The 20,496-nt window shown below is 74.0% G+C and carries 22 protein-coding genes; 7 read left to right on the top strand and 15 right to left on the bottom strand.

Features of this window, described 5'->3' with window-relative positions:
* Window positions 1–9: 9 nt before the first annotated feature.
* The 3 genes from guaB to ABD299_RS15715 all read right to left on the bottom strand — a co-directional run bounded on the left by guaB (window position 10) and on the right by ABD299_RS15715 (window position 3,096).
* A complete protein-coding gene (guaB, locus tag ABD299_RS15725) occupies window positions 10–1,512 on the bottom strand; it encodes an IMP dehydrogenase (protein ID WP_344262781.1) in 1,503 nt (500 codons plus the stop codon).
* Between the two features lie 100 nt (window positions 1,513–1,612).
* On the bottom strand, window positions 1,613–2,188 hold the full coding sequence (shbA, locus tag ABD299_RS15720; RefSeq protein WP_344262779.1) for an RNA polymerase sigma factor ShbA: 576 nt from the start codon (window positions 2,186–2,188) through the stop codon (window positions 1,613–1,615).
* A gap of 296 nt (window positions 2,189–2,484) precedes the next feature.
* A complete protein-coding gene (locus tag ABD299_RS15715) occupies window positions 2,485–3,096 on the bottom strand; it encodes a response regulator transcription factor (protein ID WP_019431595.1) in 612 nt (203 codons plus the stop codon).
* Between the two features lie 374 nt (window positions 3,097–3,470).
* On the opposite strand from ABD299_RS15715, the gene ABD299_RS15710 reads away from it, so the two are divergent.
* The 3 genes from ABD299_RS15710 (at window position 3,471) to ABD299_RS15700 (ending at window position 5,427) form a co-directional block, all read left to right on the top strand.
* A complete protein-coding gene (locus ABD299_RS15710) occupies window positions 3,471–3,788 on the top strand; it encodes a WhiB family transcriptional regulator (protein ID WP_344262770.1) in 318 nt (105 codons plus the stop codon).
* A gap of 85 nt (window positions 3,789–3,873) precedes the next feature.
* Window positions 3,874–4,668, top strand: a complete 795-nt coding sequence (locus tag ABD299_RS15705; protein WP_344262768.1) for an SDR family NAD(P)-dependent oxidoreductase — start codon at window positions 3,874–3,876, stop codon at window positions 4,666–4,668.
* 63 nt (window positions 4,669–4,731) lie between these two features.
* The gene (locus ABD299_RS15700) at window positions 4,732–5,427 is read left to right on the top strand and encodes an ester cyclase (RefSeq protein ID WP_344262766.1); all 696 of its coding nucleotides are present in this window, start codon (window positions 4,732–4,734) and stop codon (window positions 5,425–5,427) included.
* Between the two features lie 81 nt (window positions 5,428–5,508).
* Here the strand turns inward: ABD299_RS15700 and groL are convergent, their stop codons facing one another.
* From groL to ABD299_RS15685, 3 genes are all read right to left on the bottom strand, one after another.
* Window positions 5,509–7,131 carry a chaperonin GroEL gene (groL, locus tag ABD299_RS15695; protein WP_344262764.1) on the bottom strand — a complete coding sequence of 541 codons (1,623 nt, stop codon included), beginning with the start codon at window positions 7,129–7,131 and terminating at the stop codon, window positions 5,509–5,511.
* Window positions 7,132–7,260: 129 nt separating this feature from the next.
* On the bottom strand, window positions 7,261–7,569 hold the full coding sequence (gene groES, locus ABD299_RS15690; protein WP_344262884.1) for a co-chaperone GroES: 309 nt from the start codon (window positions 7,567–7,569) through the stop codon (window positions 7,261–7,263).
* A 256-nt stretch (window positions 7,570–7,825) separates the two neighbouring features.
* The gene (locus ABD299_RS15685; RefSeq protein WP_344262762.1) at window positions 7,826–8,800 is read right to left on the bottom strand and encodes a polysaccharide deacetylase family protein; all 975 of its coding nucleotides are present in this window, start codon (window positions 8,798–8,800) and stop codon (window positions 7,826–7,828) included.
* Window positions 8,801–8,910: 110 nt separating this feature from the next.
* On the opposite strand from ABD299_RS15685, the gene ABD299_RS15680 reads away from it, so the two are divergent.
* Window positions 8,911–10,137: a THUMP-like domain-containing protein gene (locus ABD299_RS15680; RefSeq protein ID WP_425581347.1), complete on the top strand. Its 1,227-nt coding sequence runs from the start codon at window positions 8,911–8,913 to the stop codon at window positions 10,135–10,137.
* Between the two features lie 31 nt (window positions 10,138–10,168).
* Window positions 10,169–10,786, top strand: coding sequence for a Uma2 family endonuclease (locus ABD299_RS15675; protein WP_344262760.1), 618 nt, complete (start codon window positions 10,169–10,171; stop codon window positions 10,784–10,786).
* Window positions 10,787–10,793: 7 nt separating this feature from the next.
* Here ABD299_RS15675 and ABD299_RS15670 read toward each other — a convergent pair whose 3' ends face one another.
* From ABD299_RS15670 to tsaB, 4 genes are read right to left on the bottom strand one after another with little or no spacing between them, the layout of a single operon-like run.
* A complete protein-coding gene (locus tag ABD299_RS15670) occupies window positions 10,794–11,051 on the bottom strand; it encodes a hypothetical protein (protein ID WP_344262758.1) in 258 nt (85 codons plus the stop codon).
* Window positions 11,048–12,202 carry a tRNA (adenosine(37)-N6)-threonylcarbamoyltransferase complex transferase subunit TsaD gene (gene tsaD, locus ABD299_RS15665; protein WP_344262756.1) on the bottom strand — a complete coding sequence of 385 codons (1,155 nt, stop codon included), beginning with the start codon at window positions 12,200–12,202 and terminating at the stop codon, window positions 11,048–11,050. Before tsaD ends, ABD299_RS15670 begins: the two co-directional genes overlap by 4 nt.
* Window positions 12,195–12,797 carry a ribosomal protein S18-alanine N-acetyltransferase gene (gene rimI, locus ABD299_RS15660; RefSeq protein WP_344262754.1) on the bottom strand — a complete coding sequence of 201 codons (603 nt, stop codon included), beginning with the start codon at window positions 12,795–12,797 and terminating at the stop codon, window positions 12,195–12,197. Before rimI ends, tsaD begins: the two co-directional genes overlap by 8 nt.
* Window positions 12,794–13,492 carry a tRNA (adenosine(37)-N6)-threonylcarbamoyltransferase complex dimerization subunit type 1 TsaB gene (gene tsaB / locus ABD299_RS15655; RefSeq protein WP_344262752.1) on the bottom strand — a complete coding sequence of 233 codons (699 nt, stop codon included), beginning with the start codon at window positions 13,490–13,492 and terminating at the stop codon, window positions 12,794–12,796. The genes rimI and tsaB overlap by 4 nt, the downstream gene beginning before the upstream one ends.
* A gap of 198 nt (window positions 13,493–13,690) precedes the next feature.
* Between tsaB and ABD299_RS15650 the strand changes: the two genes are divergently transcribed.
* The gene (locus ABD299_RS15650) at window positions 13,691–14,305 is read left to right on the top strand and encodes a hypothetical protein (RefSeq protein WP_344262751.1); all 615 of its coding nucleotides are present in this window, start codon (window positions 13,691–13,693) and stop codon (window positions 14,303–14,305) included.
* 30 nt (window positions 14,306–14,335) lie between these two features.
* Here ABD299_RS15650 and ABD299_RS15645 read toward each other — a convergent pair whose 3' ends face one another.
* Window positions 14,336–15,250: an SDR family oxidoreductase gene (locus ABD299_RS15645; protein WP_344262750.1), complete on the bottom strand. Its 915-nt coding sequence runs from the start codon at window positions 15,248–15,250 to the stop codon at window positions 14,336–14,338.
* Between the two features lie 284 nt (window positions 15,251–15,534).
* On the opposite strand from ABD299_RS15645, the gene ABD299_RS15640 reads away from it, so the two are divergent.
* Entirely contained in the window at window positions 15,535–16,245 is a 711-nt protein-coding gene (locus ABD299_RS15640) for an SDR family NAD(P)-dependent oxidoreductase (protein WP_344262749.1), read from the top strand.
* Window positions 16,246–16,303: 58 nt separating this feature from the next.
* Here ABD299_RS15640 and tsaE read toward each other — a convergent pair whose 3' ends face one another.
* The 4 genes from tsaE to ABD299_RS15620 all read right to left on the bottom strand — a co-directional run.
* On the bottom strand, window positions 16,304–16,858 hold the full coding sequence (gene tsaE / locus ABD299_RS15635) for a tRNA (adenosine(37)-N6)-threonylcarbamoyltransferase complex ATPase subunit type 1 TsaE (RefSeq protein ID WP_344262747.1): 555 nt from the start codon (window positions 16,856–16,858) through the stop codon (window positions 16,304–16,306).
* The gene (locus tag ABD299_RS15630; RefSeq protein ID WP_344262880.1) at window positions 16,791–18,068 is read right to left on the bottom strand and encodes an alpha/beta fold hydrolase; all 1,278 of its coding nucleotides are present in this window, start codon (window positions 18,066–18,068) and stop codon (window positions 16,791–16,793) included. Before ABD299_RS15630 ends, tsaE begins: the two co-directional genes overlap by 68 nt.
* Window positions 18,069–18,100: 32 nt before the next feature.
* Window positions 18,101–19,276, bottom strand: a complete 1,176-nt coding sequence (alr, locus tag ABD299_RS15625) for an alanine racemase (RefSeq protein ID WP_344262745.1) — start codon at window positions 19,274–19,276, stop codon at window positions 18,101–18,103.
* 118 nt (window positions 19,277–19,394) lie between these two features.
* The coding region (locus tag ABD299_RS15620) for an NAD(P)H-hydrate dehydratase (RefSeq protein WP_344262743.1) at window positions 19,395–20,496 on the bottom strand (1,102 nt) is incomplete at its 5' end.

The following is a 20,496-nucleotide window of genomic DNA, read 5'->3' as shown; positions in this document are numbered from 1 at the left end:
GCGGGCCGTTCAGCGCCGGGAGTAGTTCGGCGCCTCGGTCGTCATCTGGATGTCGTGCGGGTGGCTCTCCTTGAGCCCGGCGGCGGTGATGCGCACGAACCGGCCCCGCTCCTTGATCTCGGGGATGGTCCGGCCGCCCAGGTAGTACATCGACTGGTGCAGGCCGCCGACCAGCTGGTGCACCACCGAGGCCAGCGGGCCGCGGTAGGGCACCTGCCCCTCGACGCCCTCGGGGATCAGCTTCTCGTCGTCGCCGACCTCCTCCTGGAAGTACCGGTCCTTGGAGAACGAGCGGGTCTCTCCGCGGCTCTGCATGGCGCCGAGCGAGCCCATGCCGCGGTAGGACTTGAACTGCTTGCCGTTGATGAACAGCAGCTCGCCCGGGGACTCCTCGCAGCCCGCCAGCAGGCTGCCCAGCATCACCGTGTCGGCGCCGGCCACCAGCGCCTTGGCGATGTCGCCGCTGTACTGCAGGCCGCCGTCGCCGATCACCGGGACGCCGGCCGCCCGCGCGGCCTGCGCGGCCTCGTGGATCGCGGTGACCTGCGGCACGCCGATCCCGGCCACCACCCGGGTGGTGCAGATCGACCCCGGCCCGACGCCGACCTTGATGCCGTCCACGCCGGCGTCCACCAGGGCCTGCGCGCCGTCCCGGGTGGCGACGTTGCCCGCCACCACGTCCACGGCGTAGTTCGACTTGATCTTGGCGGCCATCTGCGGGACCAGCTTGGAGTGGCCGTGCGCGGTGTCCACGACGACGAAGTCCACCCCGGCCTCGATGAGCGCCTCGGCCCGCTCGTAGGAGTCCCCGGCCACGCCGACCGCCGCGCCGACGATCAGCCGGCCCTCGGCGTCCTTGGCCGCCCGCGGGTACTTCTCCGCCTTGACGAAGTCCTTGACGGTGATCAGGCCCTTGAGCACCCCGGAGGAGTCCACCAGCGGCAGCTTCTCGATCTTGTGCCGGCGCAGCAGCTCCATGGCGTCGTGGCCGGAGATCCCCACCTCGCCGGTGACCAGCGGCATCGGGGTCATGACCTCGCGGACCTGACGGCTGCGGTCCAGCTCGAAGGCCATGTCGCGGTTGGTGACGATGCCCAGCAGCTTCCCGGCGGCATCGGTGACCGGGACGCCGCTGATCCGGAAACGGCCGCACAGCTCGTCGGCGTCCCGCAGCGTGGCGTCCGGCCGGATGGTGATCGGGTCGCTGACCATCCCGGACTCCGAGCGCTTGACCCGGTCGACCTGGGCGGCCTGCTCCTCGATGGACAGGTTGCGGTGCAGCACCCCGGCCCCGCCCTGGCGGGCCATCGCGATGGCCATCCGGGCCTCGGTCACCTTGTCCATCGCCGCGGACAGCAGCGGGACGTTCACCCGGACGTTCCGCGAGACGTACGAGGCGGTGTCGATGTCCTGCGGGGTCATATCCGCGGCACCGGGCAGGAGCAGCACATCGTCGTAGGTCAGCCCGAGCGTCGCGAACTTCTCCGGCACTCCATCGACGTAATCAGTCATGACACCTTCCCTGCACTCTTGCCCGGCCCGGAGGTCCATGCTACGGCCTGCCGGAGATTCGCCGCGCCGCCGCGGGGTGGCGCGGGACGTGAGAGAGCGCTCAGTCCCCGGCGAGCGCCCGCAGCCTGCTCAGCGCGCGGTGCTGGGCCACCCGTACGGCCCCCGGGGACATGCCGAGCTTCTGGCCGGTCTCCTCCGCCGTCAGGCCGACGGCCACCCGGAGCAGCACCAGCTCGCGCAGATGCTCGGGAAGACTGGCCAGCAGCTTCTTGGCCCACTCGGCGTCGCTGCTGAGCAGCGCGCGCTCCTCGGGCCCCAGGGAGTCGTCCGGCTGCTCGGGCATCTCGTCGGAGGGCACCGCCGTGCTGCCGGGGTGGCGCATGGCGGCCCGCTGCAGGTCGGCCACCTTCCGCTGCGCGATGGCCACGACGAACGCCTCGAACGGCTTGCCGGTGTCCCGGTAGCGGGGCAGCGCGCAGAGCACGGCCAGGCACACCTCCTGCGCCAGGTCGTCCACGAAGTGCCGGGCGTCGCCGGGCAGCCGGGTGAGCCGGGTGCGGCAGTAGCGGATCGCCAGCGGGTGGACCAGCGCCAGGAGGTCGTGGGTGGCCTCGCGGTCCCCCTCCGCGGCGCGGTGAACGAGGGCGCTGATCCCCGTCGCCTCGTCTTCGCGCATCCGTCCATGGTGCACCTGCGCCGGGCGGTCGGGCCCGGCCGGGCCCGACTTGTGCACCGAAGTGTTATCCGCCGGTGCCCGGGCAGCCGCGGCCGGCGGACACGGGCCTCGGGCAGCGGCATGCGCGGGGGCGCCGGTCGTCATGTCCGAAGCTCTCCCCTCGCGCCAGGCAGGCTCGTCCCCTGAGAGCATCATGCTTCAAGGATGCGTCACCCGCGAGATTACCGGCCGCACCCTTGCGCCGGGCGTCGCAGACAGGCCGTGCCGCGCTGCTCCGGCGCGGCCTGTCCGTCACCTCAGCGGACCAGGCCCCAGCGGAACCCCAGCGCGACCGCGTGCGCGCGGTCCGAGGCACCGAGCTTCTTGAACAGCCGGCGGGCGTGCGTCTTGACGGTGTCCTCGGAGAGGAAGAGCTCGCGCCCGATCTCCGCGTTGGACCGGCCGTGGCTCATGCCTTCCAGCACCTGGATCTCCCGGGCCGTGAGGGTGGGAGCCGCGCCCATGTCGGACGAGCGCAGCCGGCGCGGGGCCAGCCGCCAGGTCGGATCCGCCAGCGCCTGCGTCACAGTCGCCCGCAGCTCGGCACGGGAGGCGTCCTTGTGGAGGTAGCCCCGCGCCCCCGCGGCCACGGCCAGCGCCACGCCGTCCAGGTCCTCGGCGACGGTCAGCATGATGATGCGGGCCCCGGGGTCGGCGGACAGCAGCCTCCGGACGGTCTCCACACCTCCCAGCCCCGGCATCCGTACGTCCATCAGAATCAGATCGGATCGGTCGGCGCCCCAGCGGCGCAGGACTTCCTCGCCGTTGGCCGCCGTGGTCACCCGCTCGACGCCGGGCACGGTCGCGACCGCGCGGCGGAGCGCCTCCCGGGCAAGCGGGGAGTCATCGCAGACGAGGACGGAAGTCATGACCGCCCTCCGCGGCTGATGCGCATCACCTTGAGCCTCCAGGCTGTTATGAGTCGTCACCTGTGCGGTCGACGGCCTCGGACATGCGCCCGAGCGGTGGCCTCGTCAACCGCCTCTGCCCTCTCAACGACGGTCACCCGAAAGAGTTACGGCTTCCGGGCTTGACCTTCGGCCGACCGCCGCGGGCACCCCTGGACCACTCCCATGGCATCACCACTCCGGGTGACCAGGCGGTCACATGATAGCTGCCCTTGACCAAACACGCCAAACATCTGTTTTGCCCTATTCAGGCCTATTTCTGCCGCTCGGTGCATCTCTGGCTATATTCGGCTGGTAGTCATATTTACATTCGCTTCCGCACTCGAGGGGACACCATGGCTGATTTCTCCCGCCTCCCGGGCCCGAACGCCGACCTCTGGGACTGGCAGCTCCTCGCCGCCTGCCGGGGCGTCGACAGCTCGCTCTTCTTCCATCCCGAGGGAGAGCGCGGCGCCGCCCGCACCGCCCGCGAGGCCTCGGCCAAAGAGGTCTGCATGCGCTGCCCGGTCCGCTCGGAGTGCGCGGCGCACGCGCTGGCCGTACGGGAGCCGTACGGCGTCTGGGGCGGCCTGACGGAGGACGAACGCGAGGAGCTCATGGGCAGGGCCCGCCGCGGCCTGGTGGACGCCCGCCCCTCCGATCCGCCCCGGTGACGGGCCGCCCACCCGCCCCGGAGCGCACGTCCGGGGGACGTGACCACCATGCCGGCGCGGCGGCCGCACGGTTTACCGTCATCCCATGACTACTGCTCTGACAACGGGGGCGACAGCGGGGATCGGCGCCGCCTTCGCCCGGCGGCTGGCCCGGGACGGACACAATCTGGTGCTGGTCGCGCGCGACCGCGAACGACTCCGGCGACAGGCGGCCGAGCTGCACGACCGGCACGGCATCGAGGCGTCCGTGCTGGTGGCGGACCTGGCCACGGACGACGGCATCGCGGCCGTGGAGGAGCGGCTGGCCGACCGGACGCACCCGGTCGACCTGCTGGTCAACAACGCGGGCTTCGGCCTCAAGGGCAATTATCTGGACGTCCCGATGGCCGACGAGCTGCGCATGCTGAAGGTGCACTGCGAGGCGGTGCTGCGGCTCACCTCGGCGGCCGCCGCGCCGATGCGCGAGCGCGGCCGGGGGGCGGTGGTGAACGTGGCCTCCGTCGCGGCGTTCGTGCCGCGCGGCACGTACGGGGCGTCCAAGGCATGGGTGGTGCAGTTCTCCCAGGGAGCGGCGCGTGACCTGGCGGGCAGCGGGGTGCGGCTGATGGCCCTGTGCCCGGGGTTCGTCAGGACCGAGTTCCACCAGCGGGCCGGCATGGGGACCAGGAACATCCCGAACTGGATGTGGCTGGACGCCGACCGCGTGGTGGACGCGGCACTGCGGGACCTGGCCCGGGGAAAGACGGTGTCCGTCCCCGACCCCCGGTACAAGGCCCTGATGGGCGCGGTGAAGCTGGTGCCCCGGCAGGCGCTGGGCGGCGTCTCCTCGCGGGCCGGCCGCAAGTACGGACCGCGGAAAGCTCCCGACGTGTCACTCTGACATCGAGCCACTAGCCTGGACATAGCACCCAAATGGAGCAAACCAGACAGTCCAGGGAGCATCATGACTTTTGTGCAGGTCATCGACTGCAAGACGAGCCGGCTGGATGACATGAACCAGCTGATGGACACCTGGCTGGAGCGGACGAACGGGAAGCGGACCGCGACCCACTCCGTGATCGGCCGGGACCGGAGCGACGCCTCCCACGTGGTGGAGATCGTCGAGTTCCCCTCCTACGAGGAGGCGATGCGGAACTCCGAACTCGCCGAGACGGACGAGCTCTTCCAGGAGATCGTCGCGCTCTGCGAGGAGCCCCCCAGCTTCACCGACCTCGACGTGGTGCGGGAGGACCAGCTCAACACGGCGAACGCCCGGCGGTATTTCGAGGAGGGGGTCAACAACCGCTCCTACGACACGCTGCGCGAACTGTGCACCCCCGACTACCGGGAGCACGACCCCGCGAATCCGGCCGACCCGGTCGACCTGGAGAACTCCATCGCGGCGGCCGCGGAGATGCTGGAGGCGCTCCAGCCGGTGATCACCGTGGAGAGCGAACTGGCCGAGGGAGATCTGGTCACTCTCCGCTGGACCTCCACCGCGACGCACAACCGCGAGTACCTGGGGGTGGAGCCCACCGGCCGGGAACTGACCGTCAGCGGCCACACCACCTTCCGCTTCCGCGAGGACAAGATCGCGGAATCCTGGTGGAACTGGGACTACTTCGGGCTGCTCGTCCAGCTCGGCATCATCGAGCAGTAACCCGCGCCCGGACGCCGGCGGGCCCCGGACCTTCCGCCTTGCCGGCGGAGGCCCGGGGCCCGCGTGTGCGGCCGGTTCGCGTCAGTGCGCGTGGCCGTGGCCGTGGCCGGCGGCCTCCGGCTCCTCTTCCTTCTTCTCCACCACGAGGGTCTCGGTGGTGAGCAGCAGGGAGGCGATGGACGCGGCGTTCTCCAGGGCGGAGCGGGTGACCTTGACCGGGTCGATGACGCCGGCCTTCACCAGGTCGCCGTACTCACCGGTGGCGGCGTTGAAGCCCTTGCCCTTGTCCAGCTCGGCCACCTTGGAGGTGATGACGTAGCCCTCCAGGCCGGCGTTCTCGGCGATCCAGCGCAGCGGCTCGACCAGGGCGCGGCGCACGACCGCGACGCCGGTGGCCTCGTCGGCCCGGCGGCCGAGGCCGTCCTCCAGCACCTTGGCGGCGTGCACCAGGGCGGAGCCGCCACCGGAGACGATGCCCTCCTCGACCGCGGCGCGGGTCGCGGAGATGGCGTCCTCCAGGCGGTGCTTCTTCTCCTTGAGCTCCACCTCGGTGGCGGCGCCGACGCGGATGACGCACACGCCTCCGGCCAGCTTCGCCAGGCGCTCCTGGAGCTTCTCGCGGTCCCAGTCGGAGTCGGTGGTCTCGATCTCGGCCTTGATCTGCGCGACCCGGCCGGTGACGTCCTCGCTCTTGCCGGCACCGTCGACGATGGTGGTGTCGTCCTTGGTGACGGTGACGCGGCGGGCGCTGCCCAGCACGTCCAGCCCGGCCTGCTCCAGCTTGAGGCCGACCTCCTCGGAGATGACAGTGCCGCCGGTGAGGGTGGCGATGTCACCGAGCATGGCCTTGCGGCGGTCGCCGAAGCCGGGGGCCTTGACGGCCACCGCGTTGAAGGTGCCGCGGATCTTGTTGACGACGAGGGTGGACAGCGCCTCGCCCTCCACGTCCTCGGCGATGATCAGCAGCGGCTTGGAGCCACCGGCCTGCATGATCTTCTCCAGCAGCGGCAGCAGGTCCGCGATGGAGGAGATCTTGCCCTGGTGGATGAGGATGTAGGGGTCGTCGAGGACGGCCTCCATCCGCTCCTGGTCGGTGACCATGTAGGGCGACAGGTAGCCCTTGTCGAACGCCATGCCCTCGGTGAAGTCGAGCTCCAGGCCGAAGGTCTGCGACTCCTCGACGGTGATGACACCGTCCTTGCCGACCTTGTCCATGGCCTCGGCGATCAGCTCGCCGACCTGCTTGTCCTGCGCGGACAGCGCGGCGACGGCGGCGATGTCCTCCTTGGAGTCGATCGGCCGGGCGTTGGCGATCAGCTCCTGGGAGACGGCCTGGACGGCGGCGTCGATGCCCTTCTTCAGGGCGGCCGGGGAGGCGCCGGCCGCGACGTTGCGCAGACCCTCGCGGACCAGGGCCTGGGCCAGCACGGTGGCGGTGGTGGTGCCGTCACCCGCGATGTCGTTGGTCTTGGTCGCCACCTCCTTCACCAGCTGCGCGCCGAGGTTCTCGTGCGGGTCCTCGACCTCGACCTCACGGGCGATGGTGACGCCGTCGTTGGTGATGGTGGGGGCGCCGAACTTCTTGTCGATGACCACGTTGCGGCCCTTGGGGCCGATGGTCACCTTCACCGTGTCGGCGAGCTTGTTGACGCCGCGCTCGAGGGCGCGCCGGGCGTCCTCGTCGAACTTCAGAATTTTCGCCATGGGTTGCGTATCCCTCGTACTTCCTTGCCGTCCGTCAGGCCGACCGCAATGGAGCCGCGCCCCGGCCCCGGCTCAGTCGTACGCGGGAGACCGGGGCGCGGTCGGTAAAAAATCCGGTGAACCGGTGAATTACTTCTCGATGATCGCGAGCACGTCGCGGGCCGAGAGAACGAGGTACTCCTCGCCGTTGTACTTCACCTCGGTGCCGCCGTACTTGCTGTAGAGCACGATGTCGCCGACCTTGACGTCGAGCGGGAGACGGTTCCCGTCCTCGAAGCGGCCCGGGCCGACAGCCAGGACGGTGCCCTCCTGGGGCTTCTCCTTGGCGGTGTCCGGAATGACCAGGCCCGAAGCCGTGGTCTGCTCGGCGTCGAGCGGCTGGACCACAATGCGGTCCTCGAGCGGCTTGATGGCAACCTTGCTGGCGGTCGTCACGATCCGACCTCCCCCTTCGGAGATCTCACGGGGTCTGTATATGTCTGGAATCGCGACCTGGTGGACCCGTCGTCGCGGGTGCCGGATCCGCCCGTCGCGGTTGGCACTCTCTCATCGAGAGTGCCAGAACAGAGACTAGGCCGCGGTTAGCACTCAGTCAACCGGAGTGCCAGGCGCGGCGCGGCGCGCCACTCCGGCGGCCACGGCCGCGACCGGCGCGGTCGCCGTTTCCGCCCCGTGGTGACGCGGGGCGGAAACGTCAGATGTAGTCCTCCAGACGGGCGATCGCGAACCCCTGGGCGGTGGCGGTGTCCACCACCCGCCGGACCATCGCGGGCATGTCGCCGTCCCACTCCCCCCTCCCCCGGAAGTGGCTGAGGACGATGTCGCCCGGGTGCAGCCGGCGGTCCGCCCGGCCGTACTCGATCCGGTCCGGGAACGCCTCCTCGGCCCACAGCGGCACCACGCGCACCCCGCAGTCCCGGGCCGCCCGCAGGGTGTCCGTGTTGTAGGCGCCGTAGGGAGGCCGGAACAGCTCCGGCCGCTCGCCGATCTCCCGCTCCAGGATGTCCTGCTGCCGGCAGATCTCCCGGCGCTGCTCCCGGTACGGCAGCTTGTTCATCTCCCGGTGGTTCACGGAGTGGTTGTGCACCGCGGAGCCGTTGCGGTGCGCCTTGCGGAAGTAGTCGTAGTCGTCCCGCGCCACGTAGTCGGCGAGGAAGCTGCTGTAGGGCACGTCGAGCTGACGCATCATCTCCAGCAGCCGGTCGTCCTTCTCGGCCCCGTCGTCGATGGTCAGGAAGACCACCTTGTCGCCGGTGGGGACCCGGGTGATGACCGGCGGGAGGCCCGGCCCCTTCAGATGCCCGGACTCGGTGGACAGCGCCGGCTTCCGCTTCGGCGGGGCCGGCGGGCGGAGCGGCACCGCCCGCAGCCCCCAGGTCCGCGCGGCGGTCACCCGGCGCCGCTCGGCGCGCTCCAGCCGTTCGGCGTGCGCGGCGAGCGCGCCGGGCGCCGCCCGGGCCGGCGGCGGTGCGGACAGCCCCGTGACCTCCTCGCCGACGGGGCCCCGCAGGGCGGACAGCGGCCGCCATTCCGCGACTCCGGGAAGGGCGCCGGTGCCGGCCCCGGCCACCGCGCACGCCACCGCCAGTATCGTCACGCCCCCGGCGAGAGCCCGCCGCCGCAGCCTCGACCGCCCGGAGGAGCCGGAAGGCCGGGGCTCGTCGGACATCGAAGGCCGATCATCCTTTTGTCTTACTTGTCTGATAATCCCCATAGCTCCGGGATGCTGCCATCCCCCCGCCCCGCTCCGGGCGCGCCGCCCCGTCCGGAGCGGGGAGAATGACCCGTGTGGCCCCTCCAGACACCCCAGACGCACCCGACGCATCCTCCGGCGCCGCCGTCGAGACCTTCCGGGCCCTGCTGACCGGCCCCGGACAGGACCTCCTGGCCTCGCTGCGCGACTACGACCCGGACCGCGAGATCGCCGTCGCCACCCGGCTGCGCCGCGACCACCCCGCACCCCTGGTCTCCGCGGCCCTCACCCAGGCCCGGCTCCGGCAGCGGGCCGCGGCCAAGTTCGGCCCGGACGCCGCGTGGATGTACTTCACCCCGCACGGCGTCGAGCAGGCCACCCGCGCCCCGGTGGCCGACCGGCGCGCGCAGCGGTTCGCCGCGCTGGGCGTGCGCCGGATCGCGGACCTGTGCTGCGGTATCGGCGGCGACGCACTGGCCCTGGCCCGCGCCGGCATCTCCGTCCTGGCGGTCGACCGCGACCCGCTGACCTGCGCGGTCGCCGAGGCCAACGCCGAGCGGGCCGGCCTGTCGGACCTGATCGACATCCGCCGCGCGGACGTCGGTGACACCGACATCTCCGGCCACGACGCGGTCTTCATCGACCCCGCCCGGCGCGGCGGCCGGGGCCGCGTCTTCGACCCGGAGGCGTACTCACCCCCGCTGTCCTGGGCCGTGGAGGTGGCCGGCCGGATGTCGCACGCCGCGCTGAAGACCGGCCCCGGCATCCCGCACGAGGCCGTCCCCGGCAACGCCGAGGCGGAATGGGTCTCCGACGGCGGTGAGGTGAAGGAGGCCGTCCTCTGGTTCGGCACCGGCTCCCCCGGCGTGCGCCGCGCGACCCTGCTGCCCGGCGGCCACACCCTCACCGGCAGCGGCGCCCCCGTCGGGGTGACAGGACCGCCCGGGCGCTACCTCTACGAACCGGACGGCGCGGTGATCCGCGCGCACCTGGTCGCCGAGGTCGCCGCGCGGGTGAACGGCCGGCTGCTGGACCCGTCCATCGCGTACATCGCCTCCGACGACCTGCTCCCCACCCCGTTCGCCACCGCCTACGAGATCACCGACGCCCTGCCCTTCAACCTCAAGCGGCTGCGCGCCCTGCTGCGCGAGCGCCAGGTGGGCACCGTGACCATCAAGAAGCGGGGCTTCGCCATGACACCGGAGGAGCTGCGCCGCAAACTCCGACTCGATGGAGTGAACTCCTGCACCGTCCTGCTCACCCGCGCGGCGCACACCCCCATGATGCTTCTGGGGCACCCGGCCCGGGCGTAGCCTGGCACCAGCCACAGGGAGGACAGCGACCATGACCGCCGATCCCGTCACCGAGCCCATGGCCCAGGACCCCGTCGATCTGCTGATCGCCTTCGAGGAGGCAGCGGACACACCGATCCGCCCGGAGTTCATCGAGGGGATGGTGGTCGTGGCCCCACAGCCGGGCAACCTCCACAACCATGGCGCCAGTGAGCTGTACTTCCAGTTGCGCAGCGCGGGATTCCGGCACGCCGGGTTCGGCAACGGGTATCGCATCGGCCTCAAGGACGAGCGCACCCGCACGCTGGTCGTCCCGGACTTCTATGTCCAGCTCCGCACACCGACCGAGGTGGACGAGGCGTACCGCCGGGTGCACAAGGGCTGGTACCCCATCGAACTCCTCGCCCTCGCCGGGGAGATCACCTCGACGAACCACGAGATCGACTCCGGTCCGAAGTACCGCAGCTACGCCGGCGCGGGAGTACCCGTGTACGTGCTGATTCACCGCGCCGAGGGCGTGGCCTGCGCGTTCAGCGACCCGGTGCCGGAGGGCGGCCCGTCCGGAGCCCACTACGCCACCAGGACCGAGGTGGAGCTCGGGCGTCCGCTCCCGCTGCCCGCGCCCTACCCCGCCCTGGACACCTCGGTCTGCACCGGCGCCGACGGCTGAGGCGCCGTCAGGACTCCACCTGCGCGAAGCGCCAGCGGTGGACGGGCCGCCGGATCAGGTCCGGGGGCGGTTCGGGGAGCTCCGGCAGGCCGGCGTCGTCCGGGGCCGCCTCCCACCAGGTGATGACGAGCACCCGGTCGCCGGGGGCGGTGAACGTCTCCCGGCGCGGCGGCTCGGGGACGATCTCCCGTTCCCGGACCCAGGCCAGCAGATCCGCGGCGCGCCCCGCGGCGGCGCGCGCCTCCCACATCAGGGCGACGGTCATGCGTTCCCTCCGTACAGGTTCGTCCCGCGCGGCTCGTGCGTGTGCCCGTGCGGGTGGGTGTGCGGGCTGTCGTGCGCGTACCCGTGCGGGGCGGCCGTCACCGGCTCGGGCGCCGGGACGTGCGGCTCGGTCACCGGGAGCGAGGAGTCGGCCGGCAGGTCCCACCCCGAGGCGGGCCGCCCGCGGGCGATCATCTCGGCGCCCAGCGCCGCCACCATCGCGCCGTTGTCGGTGCACAGCTTCGGGCGCGGCACCCGGAGGGTGATGCCGGCGGCGGCGCAGCGCTCCTCGGCCAGGGCGCGCAGCCGGGAGTTGGCGGCGACCCCGCCGCCGATCATCAGATGGTCCACGCCCTCGTCCCGGCAGGCGCGGACGGCCTTGCGGGTGAGGACATCGGCGACCGCCTCCTGGAAGGACGCGGCGACATCGGCGACGGGCACCTCCTCGCCGGCGTTGCGGCGGGCCTCGATCCAGCGGGCCACCGCCGTCTTGAGTCCGGAGAACGAGAAGTCGTAGGGCGCGTCGCGCGGGCCGGTCAGGCCGCGCGGGAAGGCGATGGCGTCCCGGTCGCCCTCGCGCGCGTACCGGTCGATGACCGGTCCGCCGGGGAAGCCCAGGTGCAGCACCCGGGCGATCTTGTCGAACGCCTCGCCCGCCGCGTCGTCGATCGTCGCGCCCAGCGGCCGCACGTCGGAGGTGATGTCCGGGGCGAGCAGCAGCGAGGAGTGCCCGCCGGAGACCAGCAGCGCCATGGTCGGTTCCGGCAGCGGCCCGTGCTCCAGCTGGTCGACGCAGATGTGCGAGGCGAGGTGGTTGACGCCGTACAGGGGCTTCCCCAGCGCGTAGGCGTAGGCCTTGGCCGCCGACACCCCGACCAGCAGGGCGCCCGCCAGGCCGGGACCGGCGGTGACGGCGACGCCGTCCAGGTCGGACGCCGCGACGCCCGCCTCCTTCAGCGCCCGCTCGACGGTGGGGATCATCGCCTCCAGGTGGGCCCGGCTGGCGATCTCCGGCACGACGCCGCCGTAGCGGGCGTGCGCGTCCACGCTGGAGGCGACGGCGTCGGCGAGCAGCGTGTGTCCGCGGACGACGCCGACGCCGGTCTCGTCGCAGGAGGTCTCGATGCCGAGGACGAGAGGTTCTTCAGCCATGCTGGTGCGACTCCGGTGCGGTGGTCTGTTCGGGTGCTGCCGAGGCCCTGAGCGACGCGGTGTGGTCGCGGCGCATCACCAGGGCGTCGTGGTTGCCGGGCTGGTAGTAGCCGCGGCGGATGCCGAGCGGCTGGAAGCCGTGGCGCCGGTAGAGGCGCTGGGCCCGCTCGTTGTCGGTGCGGACCTCCAGGAAGACCTCGGCCGCCCCGAAGCCGGTGGCCGCGGCCAGCAGGCCGGCCAGCAGCCGGGTGCCCAGCCCGGTGCCCTCGTGGCCGGGGGCGACGGCGATGGTCTGCACGTCCGCGCTGCCGTCCGCGCCGGCGGGCCCGGCCGGGGAGGCGGCCAGCCCGGCGTAGCCCGCCAGGTCTCCGTCCGGGCCCTCGGCGACGGTGTAGTGCCGGGTGCGGCGCGGCCCGCGGGCACCGGCCAGCTCCGACCAGAACATGCCGGCCGACCAGGCGTCCTCGGGGAACAGCCGGCGTTCCAGGGCGAGCACCGGCTCGATGTCCCACCACCGCATCTCGCGCAGGCTGACGCCCCCGGGGGGCCGCGCGCGCGGGTCCCGGGCCGTGCCGGGGGCCGGGTCGCAGGTCATGTCCGCGGGCCGGCTCCCTGGCGGGCGTCGGGCGGCGAGGCCGGGGTGACGACCTTGTAACCGGCCGGCACCCGCGCGTCGGGGCGGCGCAGGTACTGCGGGCGCGGTGCCGGGAGCCGCTCGCCCGCCGCGAGCCGCTCGGCGGCCAGCACCGCCAGTGCGGACGCGGAGGCGTGCTCGGGGAGGTCGTCCCGGACCCCGGTGAAGACCTCCGGGTACAGACGCGCGCCGGAGCCGGCCGCGGGCAGGCCCGCGACCTGCCCGGCGATCTCCGCGGGGCGGTTCACGGCGGGCTCCCCGGTGCGGGTCCGGGCATCGGCGTAGCGCACCCAGTAGACCTCCTTGCGCCGGGCGTCGGTGGCGACGGCGAACGGCTCGTCCAGGCCCGCGGCCAGCGCGATGCCGTCCAGGGTGCACACCCCGTGCACCGGGATGGCACGGGCGGCGCCCAGGGCCTCGGCGGTGGCCAGGCCCACGCGCAGACCGGTGTACGGGCCCGGGCCGGTGCCCACGACGATCCCGGTCACGTCGCCCAGCCCGGCGCCGCCCTCGCGCAGCACCCGGTCGACGGAGGGAAGCAGCAGCTCCCCGTGGCGGCGGGCGTCGACCTGGTGCACGGCGGCACGGACCCGCGTCCCGTCGTACAGCGCGACGGTGACGGCGGGTGTGGCGGTATCGAGAGCGAGCAACAGCACGCCGCAAGCCTACGGCGCCCCGGCCCCTTTCCGGGACGGCGATCCCCCGCCCGGCCGTCTCCGGGGCGGAATCCGGGTGCTCCTGGCCGGGAGAGAGGGACCCGCGTCCCCACTACGCTGGTAGCGTCGGATGACGATCATCTCGGCCACCGGCATGTCCGGTCATCGGGCCATCCTCGAAAGGCGGCAGCAGATACCGTGGCGCGCAGCACGTCGGGGTCCCGCCCCGGAACATTCGTGGCCGCTCTCACCGCCGTGGCCCTGGCTGTCGTCGGCTGGTTCGCCTACCAGGCCGCGGCGTCCCCGGACCGCCCGCGGGCGGCCGCGCCGGCCGAGTCCCCGTCCGGCACCGGGGAGGCCGACGAGACGGACCTCGGCGAGAAGGACGAGCCCGGCGGCGAGGACCCCGGGGCGGAACCGGTGCTCCCGGCCGACTCCGGGGAAGGCGCCCGGATCGTCTACTCCCTGACCCAGCAGCGGGTGTGGCTGGTGGACGCCGCGGAGGACGGGCTGGGCGAGGAGATCCTGCGCACCTATCCCGTGCACCCGAGCACGGTGCTGCCCGAGCCCGGCGAGTACGCCGTCACCTCCACCGCCGAGCAGATCACCGGGTCGGACGGGGTGCCGGTGGAACATGTCGTGGTGTTCGCCTCGGTCGACGGTGTGGTGATCGGCTTCAGCGCCTCGCTGGACGGCTCCCTGCCCGACCCCGACTCCACGGAACGCACCGGCGGGATCCGGCAGTCCCGGGAGGACGGCGCGGCCATGTGGGAGCTGGCCGGCGCCGGCTTCCCGGTCGTGGTCGTCCCCTGACGGCGCCGTCCGGCCCGGGCTGCGGGGCGGTCAGCGGTAGCCGGTGGTGTCGGCGGGGCGGCCCGCCTCCTGGACCTCGACGAGGTAGCGGAAGGCGTCCGGGCGGCTGCCGTCGAGATCGGTGAAGCCGTACTCCCGGGCCAGCCCGCCGCTGGAGAGCGAGTGGCCGTTCCAGCGCGCCACCTCGGGGTCGCGGGCCAGCGCCACGACGGCCCGCCCGGTGTAGAAGGGGGTCTCGGAGATGGCGAAGTGCGGCTCACGCTCCACCGCGTCCCGCCAGGTCTCCTCGGTCACCCCGAACGTCTCCAGCATGATCTCCGAGCGCATCCACCCGGGCGTCAGCGCCACGGCGGTGGCACCACGCGGCCCGAGTTCGTGGCCGAGAGCGAAGGCCATCCGGAGCACCGCGGCCTTGGCGAGGTCGTAGAAGAACGAGACCCGGTAGCGGTCCCGGTTGTACTCGGCGGTGCCGTCGGTCATCTCGACCACCAGACCGCCGGGCCGGCGCAGCAGCAGCGGGAGGGCGCAGTGACTGGTGATCGCGTGGGTCTCCACGGCGAGCCGGAGCAGCCGCAGCCCCTTGTCGAGGTCGTGCTCCCACACCGGGGCCTCCCAGTCGAAGAGGTGTTCCGCCCCCCAGATGTCGTTGACCAGGATGTCCAGCCGCCCCTGTTCGGCGTCGATCCGGCCGACCACCTCCCGGACCTGTGCGGGGTCGAGGTGATCGGCCGGGACGGCGATGCCCCGTCCGCCCGCCCGGGTCACCAGATCGGCGGTGTCCTCGATGGTCTCGGGGCGGTTGTACTCCGATCGCCGCTCGCGGGTGGTGCGCCCGGTCACGTAGACGGTGGCGCCCGCCGCGCCGAGTTCCACCGCGATGCCGCGCCCGGCGCCGCGCGTCGCTCCCGCGACCAGCGCGACCTTGCCGTCGAGTGCTGGGTTCATGCCTGTTGTCCCTGCCCTTCCGTCGATTCCGTCGATTCCGTCGCTTCCGTGTCCGTCACGGAACACCGGTCCCGTCCCGGGCACCGGCAGCGCGGCGATGGTGTCGCGGAATCCCGACATCTCCTGTCCGGATTTCCGGGCCTCTTCGCGCGCCCCGCTTCCGGGGTCCGCTTCCGGGTGGTCCGGCGGGGCCGGACGGGCCGGTTCCCGGTGCCGGGCGGCGCGCCCCGCCCGGCACCGCGCCCGCCCGGGGCAGGCTGGTGGTGCGGTGAGGAGGTCCGACGATGGAGATGGACGGTGCCCGGATTCTGGTGGCCGGCGCCACCGGGGTGATCGGGGGCGCACTGGCCCAGGAGTGCGCCCAGCGGGGCGCGGCGGTCGCGGTGGCGGGCCGCGACCCGGACCGGCTGGCCGAGCGCTCGCGCGCCCTGGGCGACTGCCCGGCCCGCGGCCTGGAGGCGTACGACCTGGACAGATGCCTGGCGCTGGCCCCGTGGGCGGCGGAGCAACTGGGCGGCCTGGACGCGGTGATCGTGGCGATCGGGGTGGTGGCCTTCGGCCCCGCCGACCAGGTCTCGGAGGAGATCTCCGAGCATCTGTTCGCCGTGAACGCGCTGGCGCCGATGGCCGTGCTGCGCGGCGCGCTGCCGCTGCTGGCCCGGCCGGGGGCCATCGCCGCGGTTACCGGCGTGCTGGTGGACCGGCCGCAGCCGGGCATGGCGGCCTACGGGGCGTCGAAGGCCGCGCTGAGCTCCTGGCTCACGGCGGTCCGCACCGAGCAGCGGCGGCACGGGGTGGCGGTGGTCGACGCGCGGCTGCCGCACCTGGACACCGGCTTCGCGGACCGCGCGGTGGCGGGGACTCCACCGGGCATGCCGAGCCCGGCGCGGCTGGACGAGGCGGTGCGCGGCGTCGCCGACGCGGTCGCCGCCGGTGCGGCGCTGGTCGTGCCGGACGGCAGGGGCGGGGTCACCGTCGAGTCCCGGGCGCACTGAGCGGCCGGGCCTCGCGTTCCGGCACGGTGCCGCCGTACCGGACCGGTGCCCGGCGGGGTCAGTCCGCCACGGCCAGGACGGACAGGTCCTCGCCCTCCCAGCGGGGGCCGAAGCCGGTGACGGAGACGGTGCGCACGTCTCCGCTCCCGCCCGTGCCGCCGGTCCCGTCGGCGGGCGCGCCCCCCAGGGCGCGTTCGATGACGACGTGCAGCCGGCTGTCGGACAGCTCCTCGACCTTGCCCTCGCCCCACTCCACGGCCACCACCGAGTCCGTCAGGGCCAGGTCCAGGTCCAGGTCGGCCATCTCGTCCAGGCCGCCGCCGAGCCGGTAGGCGTCCACGTGGACCAGCGCGGGCCCGTCGCCGAGCGGGGGGTGCACCCGGGCGATGACGAACGTCGGCGAGGTGACGGCGCCGCGAACCCCGAGCCCTTCGCCCAGGCCGCGGGTGAAGGTGGTCTTGCCGGCCCCGAGTTCGCCGGTGAGGAGCAGCAGGTCGCCCGGGCGCAGCAGCGCGGCGAGCCTGCGGCCCAGCGCGCTCATCCGCTCAGGACCGGTGACCGTGATCCGGGCGGCGGCCATCGGGGCCGCCCCGGGGAGGGGGAACTGGCTCATGTCTCCGCATGCTACGGGTCACCAGTGCCGCGAGGTGGTCACTGACCTCCCGCGGGTGTTCCAGCAGGGCCAGGTGTCCGGCGCCGGGCAGCACCACGGTCTCGGCCCGCGGCAGCACCGCCGCCATCCGCCCGGTGTGTTCGGGCGGGGTCACCTCGTCGCGCTCTCCGGCCAGCAGCAGCACCGGCGCCTCCCCGTCGAAGGCCGCGGCCAGCGCCCGGAGCCGTTCGTGGCCGCTGAAGGCCGGGTAGAACTCGGCGACCACGTCGAGGGGCACCGACTCGATGAGCCGTTCGGCGAAGCGGGCCACGCCGGGGTCGATGTCCCGGGGCTCCCCGAAGGCGTAGCGGCGTATCAGCCCGGCGTACAGCTCACCGGCCAGGCGCCTGCCGCGGTCCACAATCCCGGGCTGCGATCCGAGCGCCCGGAGCACACCGGGCACCACCTTGCGCACCACCCGCACGGCGGGGGCCGGGAAGCCGTAGGTGACCTCGGCGAGCCCGCCCGCCGAGGTGCCAAGGAACGCCGCTCCCGCCACCCGCCGGGCCACATACCGCGGGTACCGCTCGGCCAGCGCCATCATCGTCATGCCGCCCATCGAGTGACCGACGAGCACCACCGGCCCCTCGGGCACCGCGGCGTCCAGCACCGCCCTGAGGTCGCGGCCGAGCTGGTCGATGGAGACCGGCCGGCCGCTCTCGCGCTGGGTGCGGCCCCGCTCGGAGCGGCCGTGGCTGCGGTGGTCCCAGTAGACGGCCCGGACCGCGCCGCGCAGTGCGGCGCGCTGGAAGTGCCACACGTCCTGGTGCAGGCAGTAGCCGTGGCTGAACACCACGGTGGGGCGCCCGGCGGCGGCCCCCGGGTCCGTGCCGGCCGCCAGGCGGCCGTCCACCGGCCCTGCCACCGGGCCGCCCGCGCCGTCGCCGCCGGGCGGGTCGTACGCGCCCGGCTCGTCGGTCTCGTAGTACAGCTCGGTGCCGTCGTCGGCGTGCGCCACGCCCGGCGTGCCGCGCAGCGAGCCGTAGGGCCCCGCGGCGTCCAGGGCGAGCTGGGCACGCCGGCGGACACCGCGGTGGACGGTCATCCGCTCCACCGCCATGCCGGTCGCCACCACGCCGATCGCCACTCCGGCGATCCCGGCGCCGCGCGCCCAGCCGGCCGCCCGGCCGGCGCCGGGCACCGCGCCCGCGGGGCCCCGGTGGCCGGACAGGTCCTGGAGCCCCGGCGGCAGTTCCCCCGGGGTCACACCCGCTCCTCGGCCCCGTGGTGCACCCGTGGCACGCGGGCGCCGATCCGGGTGACGATCTCGTACCCGATGGTGCCCGCGGCGCGGGCCCAGTCCTCGGCGGTCGGCTCGCCCGCGTCGCCGGGGCCGAAGAGCACGGCCTCGTCCCCGGGCGCGATCTCCTCCGCCAGCGCCGGGTCGCCGAGGTCCACGACGAACTGGTCCATGGCGACCCGCCCGGCGACGGTCCGCCACTTGCCGGCGATCAGCACCGGCCCGGTGCCCGAGGCGTGCCGGGGGATGCCGTCGGCGTAGCCGGCCGGGACCAGCGCGAGGGCGGTCTCCCCGGGGGTGGTGTAGCGGTGCCCGTAGCTGACGCCGTGGCCGCCCGGCACCCGCTTGACGCTCGCCAGCTCGGCGCGCAGCGTCATGACGGGCCGCAGGCCGAAGTCCTCGGGGTGGCCCACCTCCGGCGACGGCGACAGGCCGTAGACGCCGATGCCGGCCCGCACCAGGTCGTAGTGCGACCGCGGGAGGGTCAGGGCGGCCGGCGTGTTGGCCAGGTGCCGCACCTCCGGGGTGATCCCGGCCCGCCCGGCGGCCTCCAGCGCCTCCTCGAAGGCGGCGAGCTGGGCAGGCACCGACGGGTGGCCGGGCTCGTCCGCGCAGGCGAAGTGCGACCACACCCCGACGACGCGGACGGTTCCCTCCGCCTGTGCCGCGCGGGCCGCGGCCAGCAGTCCCGGCCAGTCGGCGGGCATGCAGCCGCTGCGGCCCAGCCCGGTGTCGGCCTTGAGGTGGACGCGGGCGGTCAGGCCGCAGGCGCGCGCGGCGGCGGTGATCTCGTCGATGGCCCAGATGCCGCTGGCCGAGACGTCGATGCCGGCCTCGATCGCCTCCCGCCAGGGCCCGCCGGGCGTCCACAGCCAGCACAGCAGCCGGCCTGTGTCGCCGTCGGCACGCAGGGCGAGGGCCTCGTGGGGGGTGGCGGTGCCCAGCCAGGCCGCCCCGGCCGCGCGGGCGGCCCGGGCGCACGGCAGCATGCCGTGGCCGTAGGCGTCGGCCTTGACCACGGCCATCAGTCCGGCACCGCCCGTGGTGCGCTCGCGCAGCGCCCGGACGTTGGCGCGCAGCGCCGCGAGGTCGATGTCGGCGCGTACGCGCGGGTGCGGGCGGGGTGCTGTCGTGCTCATCACCGTCAGTGTCCCACCCGGGCGGTGCGGATGCCTCCCGCCTGACGGGCCGTCCGGTGACAGCGGGCCCGCCGGGCGGCTGTGTCCTATGTGGCTCCCGGCCGTCCGCGGCGGGCGGTCAGCCGATCACCTCGCGCCAGGCGGCGGGCAGCGCCTCGGCGACGTCACCCGCGGTGACCGGGACGGGGGCGAGCCGGGCGGCCAGGCCGTGCAGATAGGCCCCGACGGTCGCGGCGGCCCCCGTGTCCAGCCCGGCGGCCATCAGCGAGCCGGTCAGCCCGGACAGCACGTCCCCGCTGCCGGCGGTGGCCAGCCGGGCGGTCCCCGTCGGATTCACCCGCACGGGTGAGGGCTGCTCCGGGTGGGCGATGAGGGTGGTGGACCCCTTGAGCAGTGCGGTGGCGCCGAAGCGGTGCGCGAGTTCGCGCACCGAGGACAGCCGCCGTGCCTCCACCGTCTCCCGGTCGGTGGACAGCAGCGCGGCGGCCTCACCGGCGTGCGGGGTCAGCAGGGTGGGCGCCCGGCGGTCGCGGACCCGGCGGGCGTCCAGCAGCCGCAGGCCGTCGGCGTCCACGAGCACCGGGACGTCGGCGTCCAGCACGTCGTCCACGATGCGCCGGGCGTCCCGGTCGTCGCCCGCGCCGGGGCCCACTACCCAGGCCTGCACCCGGCCGGCGGCGCTCGGCGGACCGGCGGAGACCAGGGTCTCGGGGAACCGGGTCACCACCGCGTCGGCGGCGGATCCGGAGAAGCGGACGGCGCCCGCGCCGCCGCGCAGCGCGCCGGCCACGGCGAGCACCGCCGCGCCGGGGTAACGGGCCGAGCCGGCCGCCACGCCCACCACGCCCCGCCGGTACTTGGTGGTCTCGTTGCCGGGCCGGGGCAGCAGCGCCGCGATGTCCGCGTGCTGCGGGGCGGTCAGTTCCGGCACGCCGGTCAGCAGCGGGCCGAGCCCGATGTCCACCAGCCGCAGCACCCCGGCACGGGAGCGGCCGGGATTGACCAGCAGGCCCGGCTTGTACGCCCCGAAGGTCACGGTGAGGCCGGCCTTGACGGCCTCACCGGTGACCTCGCCGGTGTCGGCGTCCACGCCGCTGGGCACGTCCACCGCGACCATCGCCGCGCCGCCCGCCCCGGCCCGGCGCACCAGGGCCGCCGCAGCGGGGCGCAGCCCGCCCCGGCCGCCGATGCCGACGATGCCGTCGATCACCAGATGGGCG

Origin of the sequence: Streptomyces sodiiphilus, assembly GCF_039529215.1 — a bacterium.
Classification (GTDB): domain Bacteria; phylum Actinomycetota; class Actinomycetes; order Streptomycetales; family Streptomycetaceae; genus Streptomyces; species Streptomyces sodiiphilus.
Note: the sequence above shows the minus strand (reverse complement) of the source record. Positions and strands in the feature narration are given on the sequence as shown.

Bases quoted from the DNA above. Each gene is read 5' to 3' on its own strand.
- ABD299_RS15685 (WP_344262762.1), bottom strand. From the start codon at position 8,800: ATGTCCGACGAGCCCCGGCCTTCCGGCTCCTCCGGGCGGTCGAGGCTG.
- ABD299_RS15705 (WP_344262768.1), top strand. From the start codon at position 3,874: ATGACTACTGCTCTGACAACGGGGGCGACAGCGGGGATCGGCGCCGCC.
- tsaE (WP_344262747.1), bottom strand. From the start codon at position 16,858: ATGAGCCAGTTCCCCCTCCCCGGGGCGGCCCCGATGGCCGCCGCCCGG.
- alr (WP_344262745.1), bottom strand. From the start codon at position 19,276: ATGAGCACGACAGCACCCCGCCCGCACCCGCGCGTACGCGCCGACATC.
- guaB (WP_344262781.1), bottom strand. From the start codon at position 1,512: ATGACTGATTACGTCGATGGAGTGCCGGAGAAGTTCGCGACGCTCGGG.
- ABD299_RS15645 (WP_344262750.1), bottom strand. From the start codon at position 15,250: ATGAACCCAGCACTCGACGGCAAGGTCGCGCTGGTCGCGGGAGCGACG.
- ABD299_RS15640 (WP_344262749.1), top strand. From the start codon at position 15,535: ATGGAGATGGACGGTGCCCGGATTCTGGTGGCCGGCGCCACCGGGGTG.
- groL (WP_344262764.1), bottom strand. From the start codon at position 7,131: ATGGCGAAAATTCTGAAGTTCGACGAGGACGCCCGGCGCGCCCTCGAG.
- shbA (WP_344262779.1), bottom strand. From the start codon at position 2,188: ATGCGCGAAGACGAGGCGACGGGGATCAGCGCCCTCGTTCACCGCGCC.
- ABD299_RS15715 (WP_019431595.1), bottom strand. From the start codon at position 3,096: ATGACTTCCGTCCTCGTCTGCGATGACTCCCCGCTTGCCCGGGAGGCG.
- ABD299_RS15680 (WP_425581347.1), top strand. From the start codon at position 8,911: ATGACCCGTGTGGCCCCTCCAGACACCCCAGACGCACCCGACGCATCC.
- ABD299_RS15710 (WP_344262770.1), top strand. From the start codon at position 3,471: ATGGCTGATTTCTCCCGCCTCCCGGGCCCGAACGCCGACCTCTGGGAC.
- ABD299_RS15670 (WP_344262758.1), bottom strand. From the start codon at position 11,051: ATGACCGTCGCCCTGATGTGGGAGGCGCGCGCCGCCGCGGGGCGCGCC.
- ABD299_RS15675 (WP_344262760.1), top strand. From the start codon at position 10,169: ATGACCGCCGATCCCGTCACCGAGCCCATGGCCCAGGACCCCGTCGAT.
- rimI (WP_344262754.1), bottom strand. From the start codon at position 12,797: ATGACCTGCGACCCGGCCCCCGGCACGGCCCGGGACCCGCGCGCGCGG.
- ABD299_RS15700 (WP_344262766.1), top strand. From the start codon at position 4,732: ATGACTTTTGTGCAGGTCATCGACTGCAAGACGAGCCGGCTGGATGAC.
- tsaD (WP_344262756.1), bottom strand. From the start codon at position 12,202: ATGGCTGAAGAACCTCTCGTCCTCGGCATCGAGACCTCCTGCGACGAG.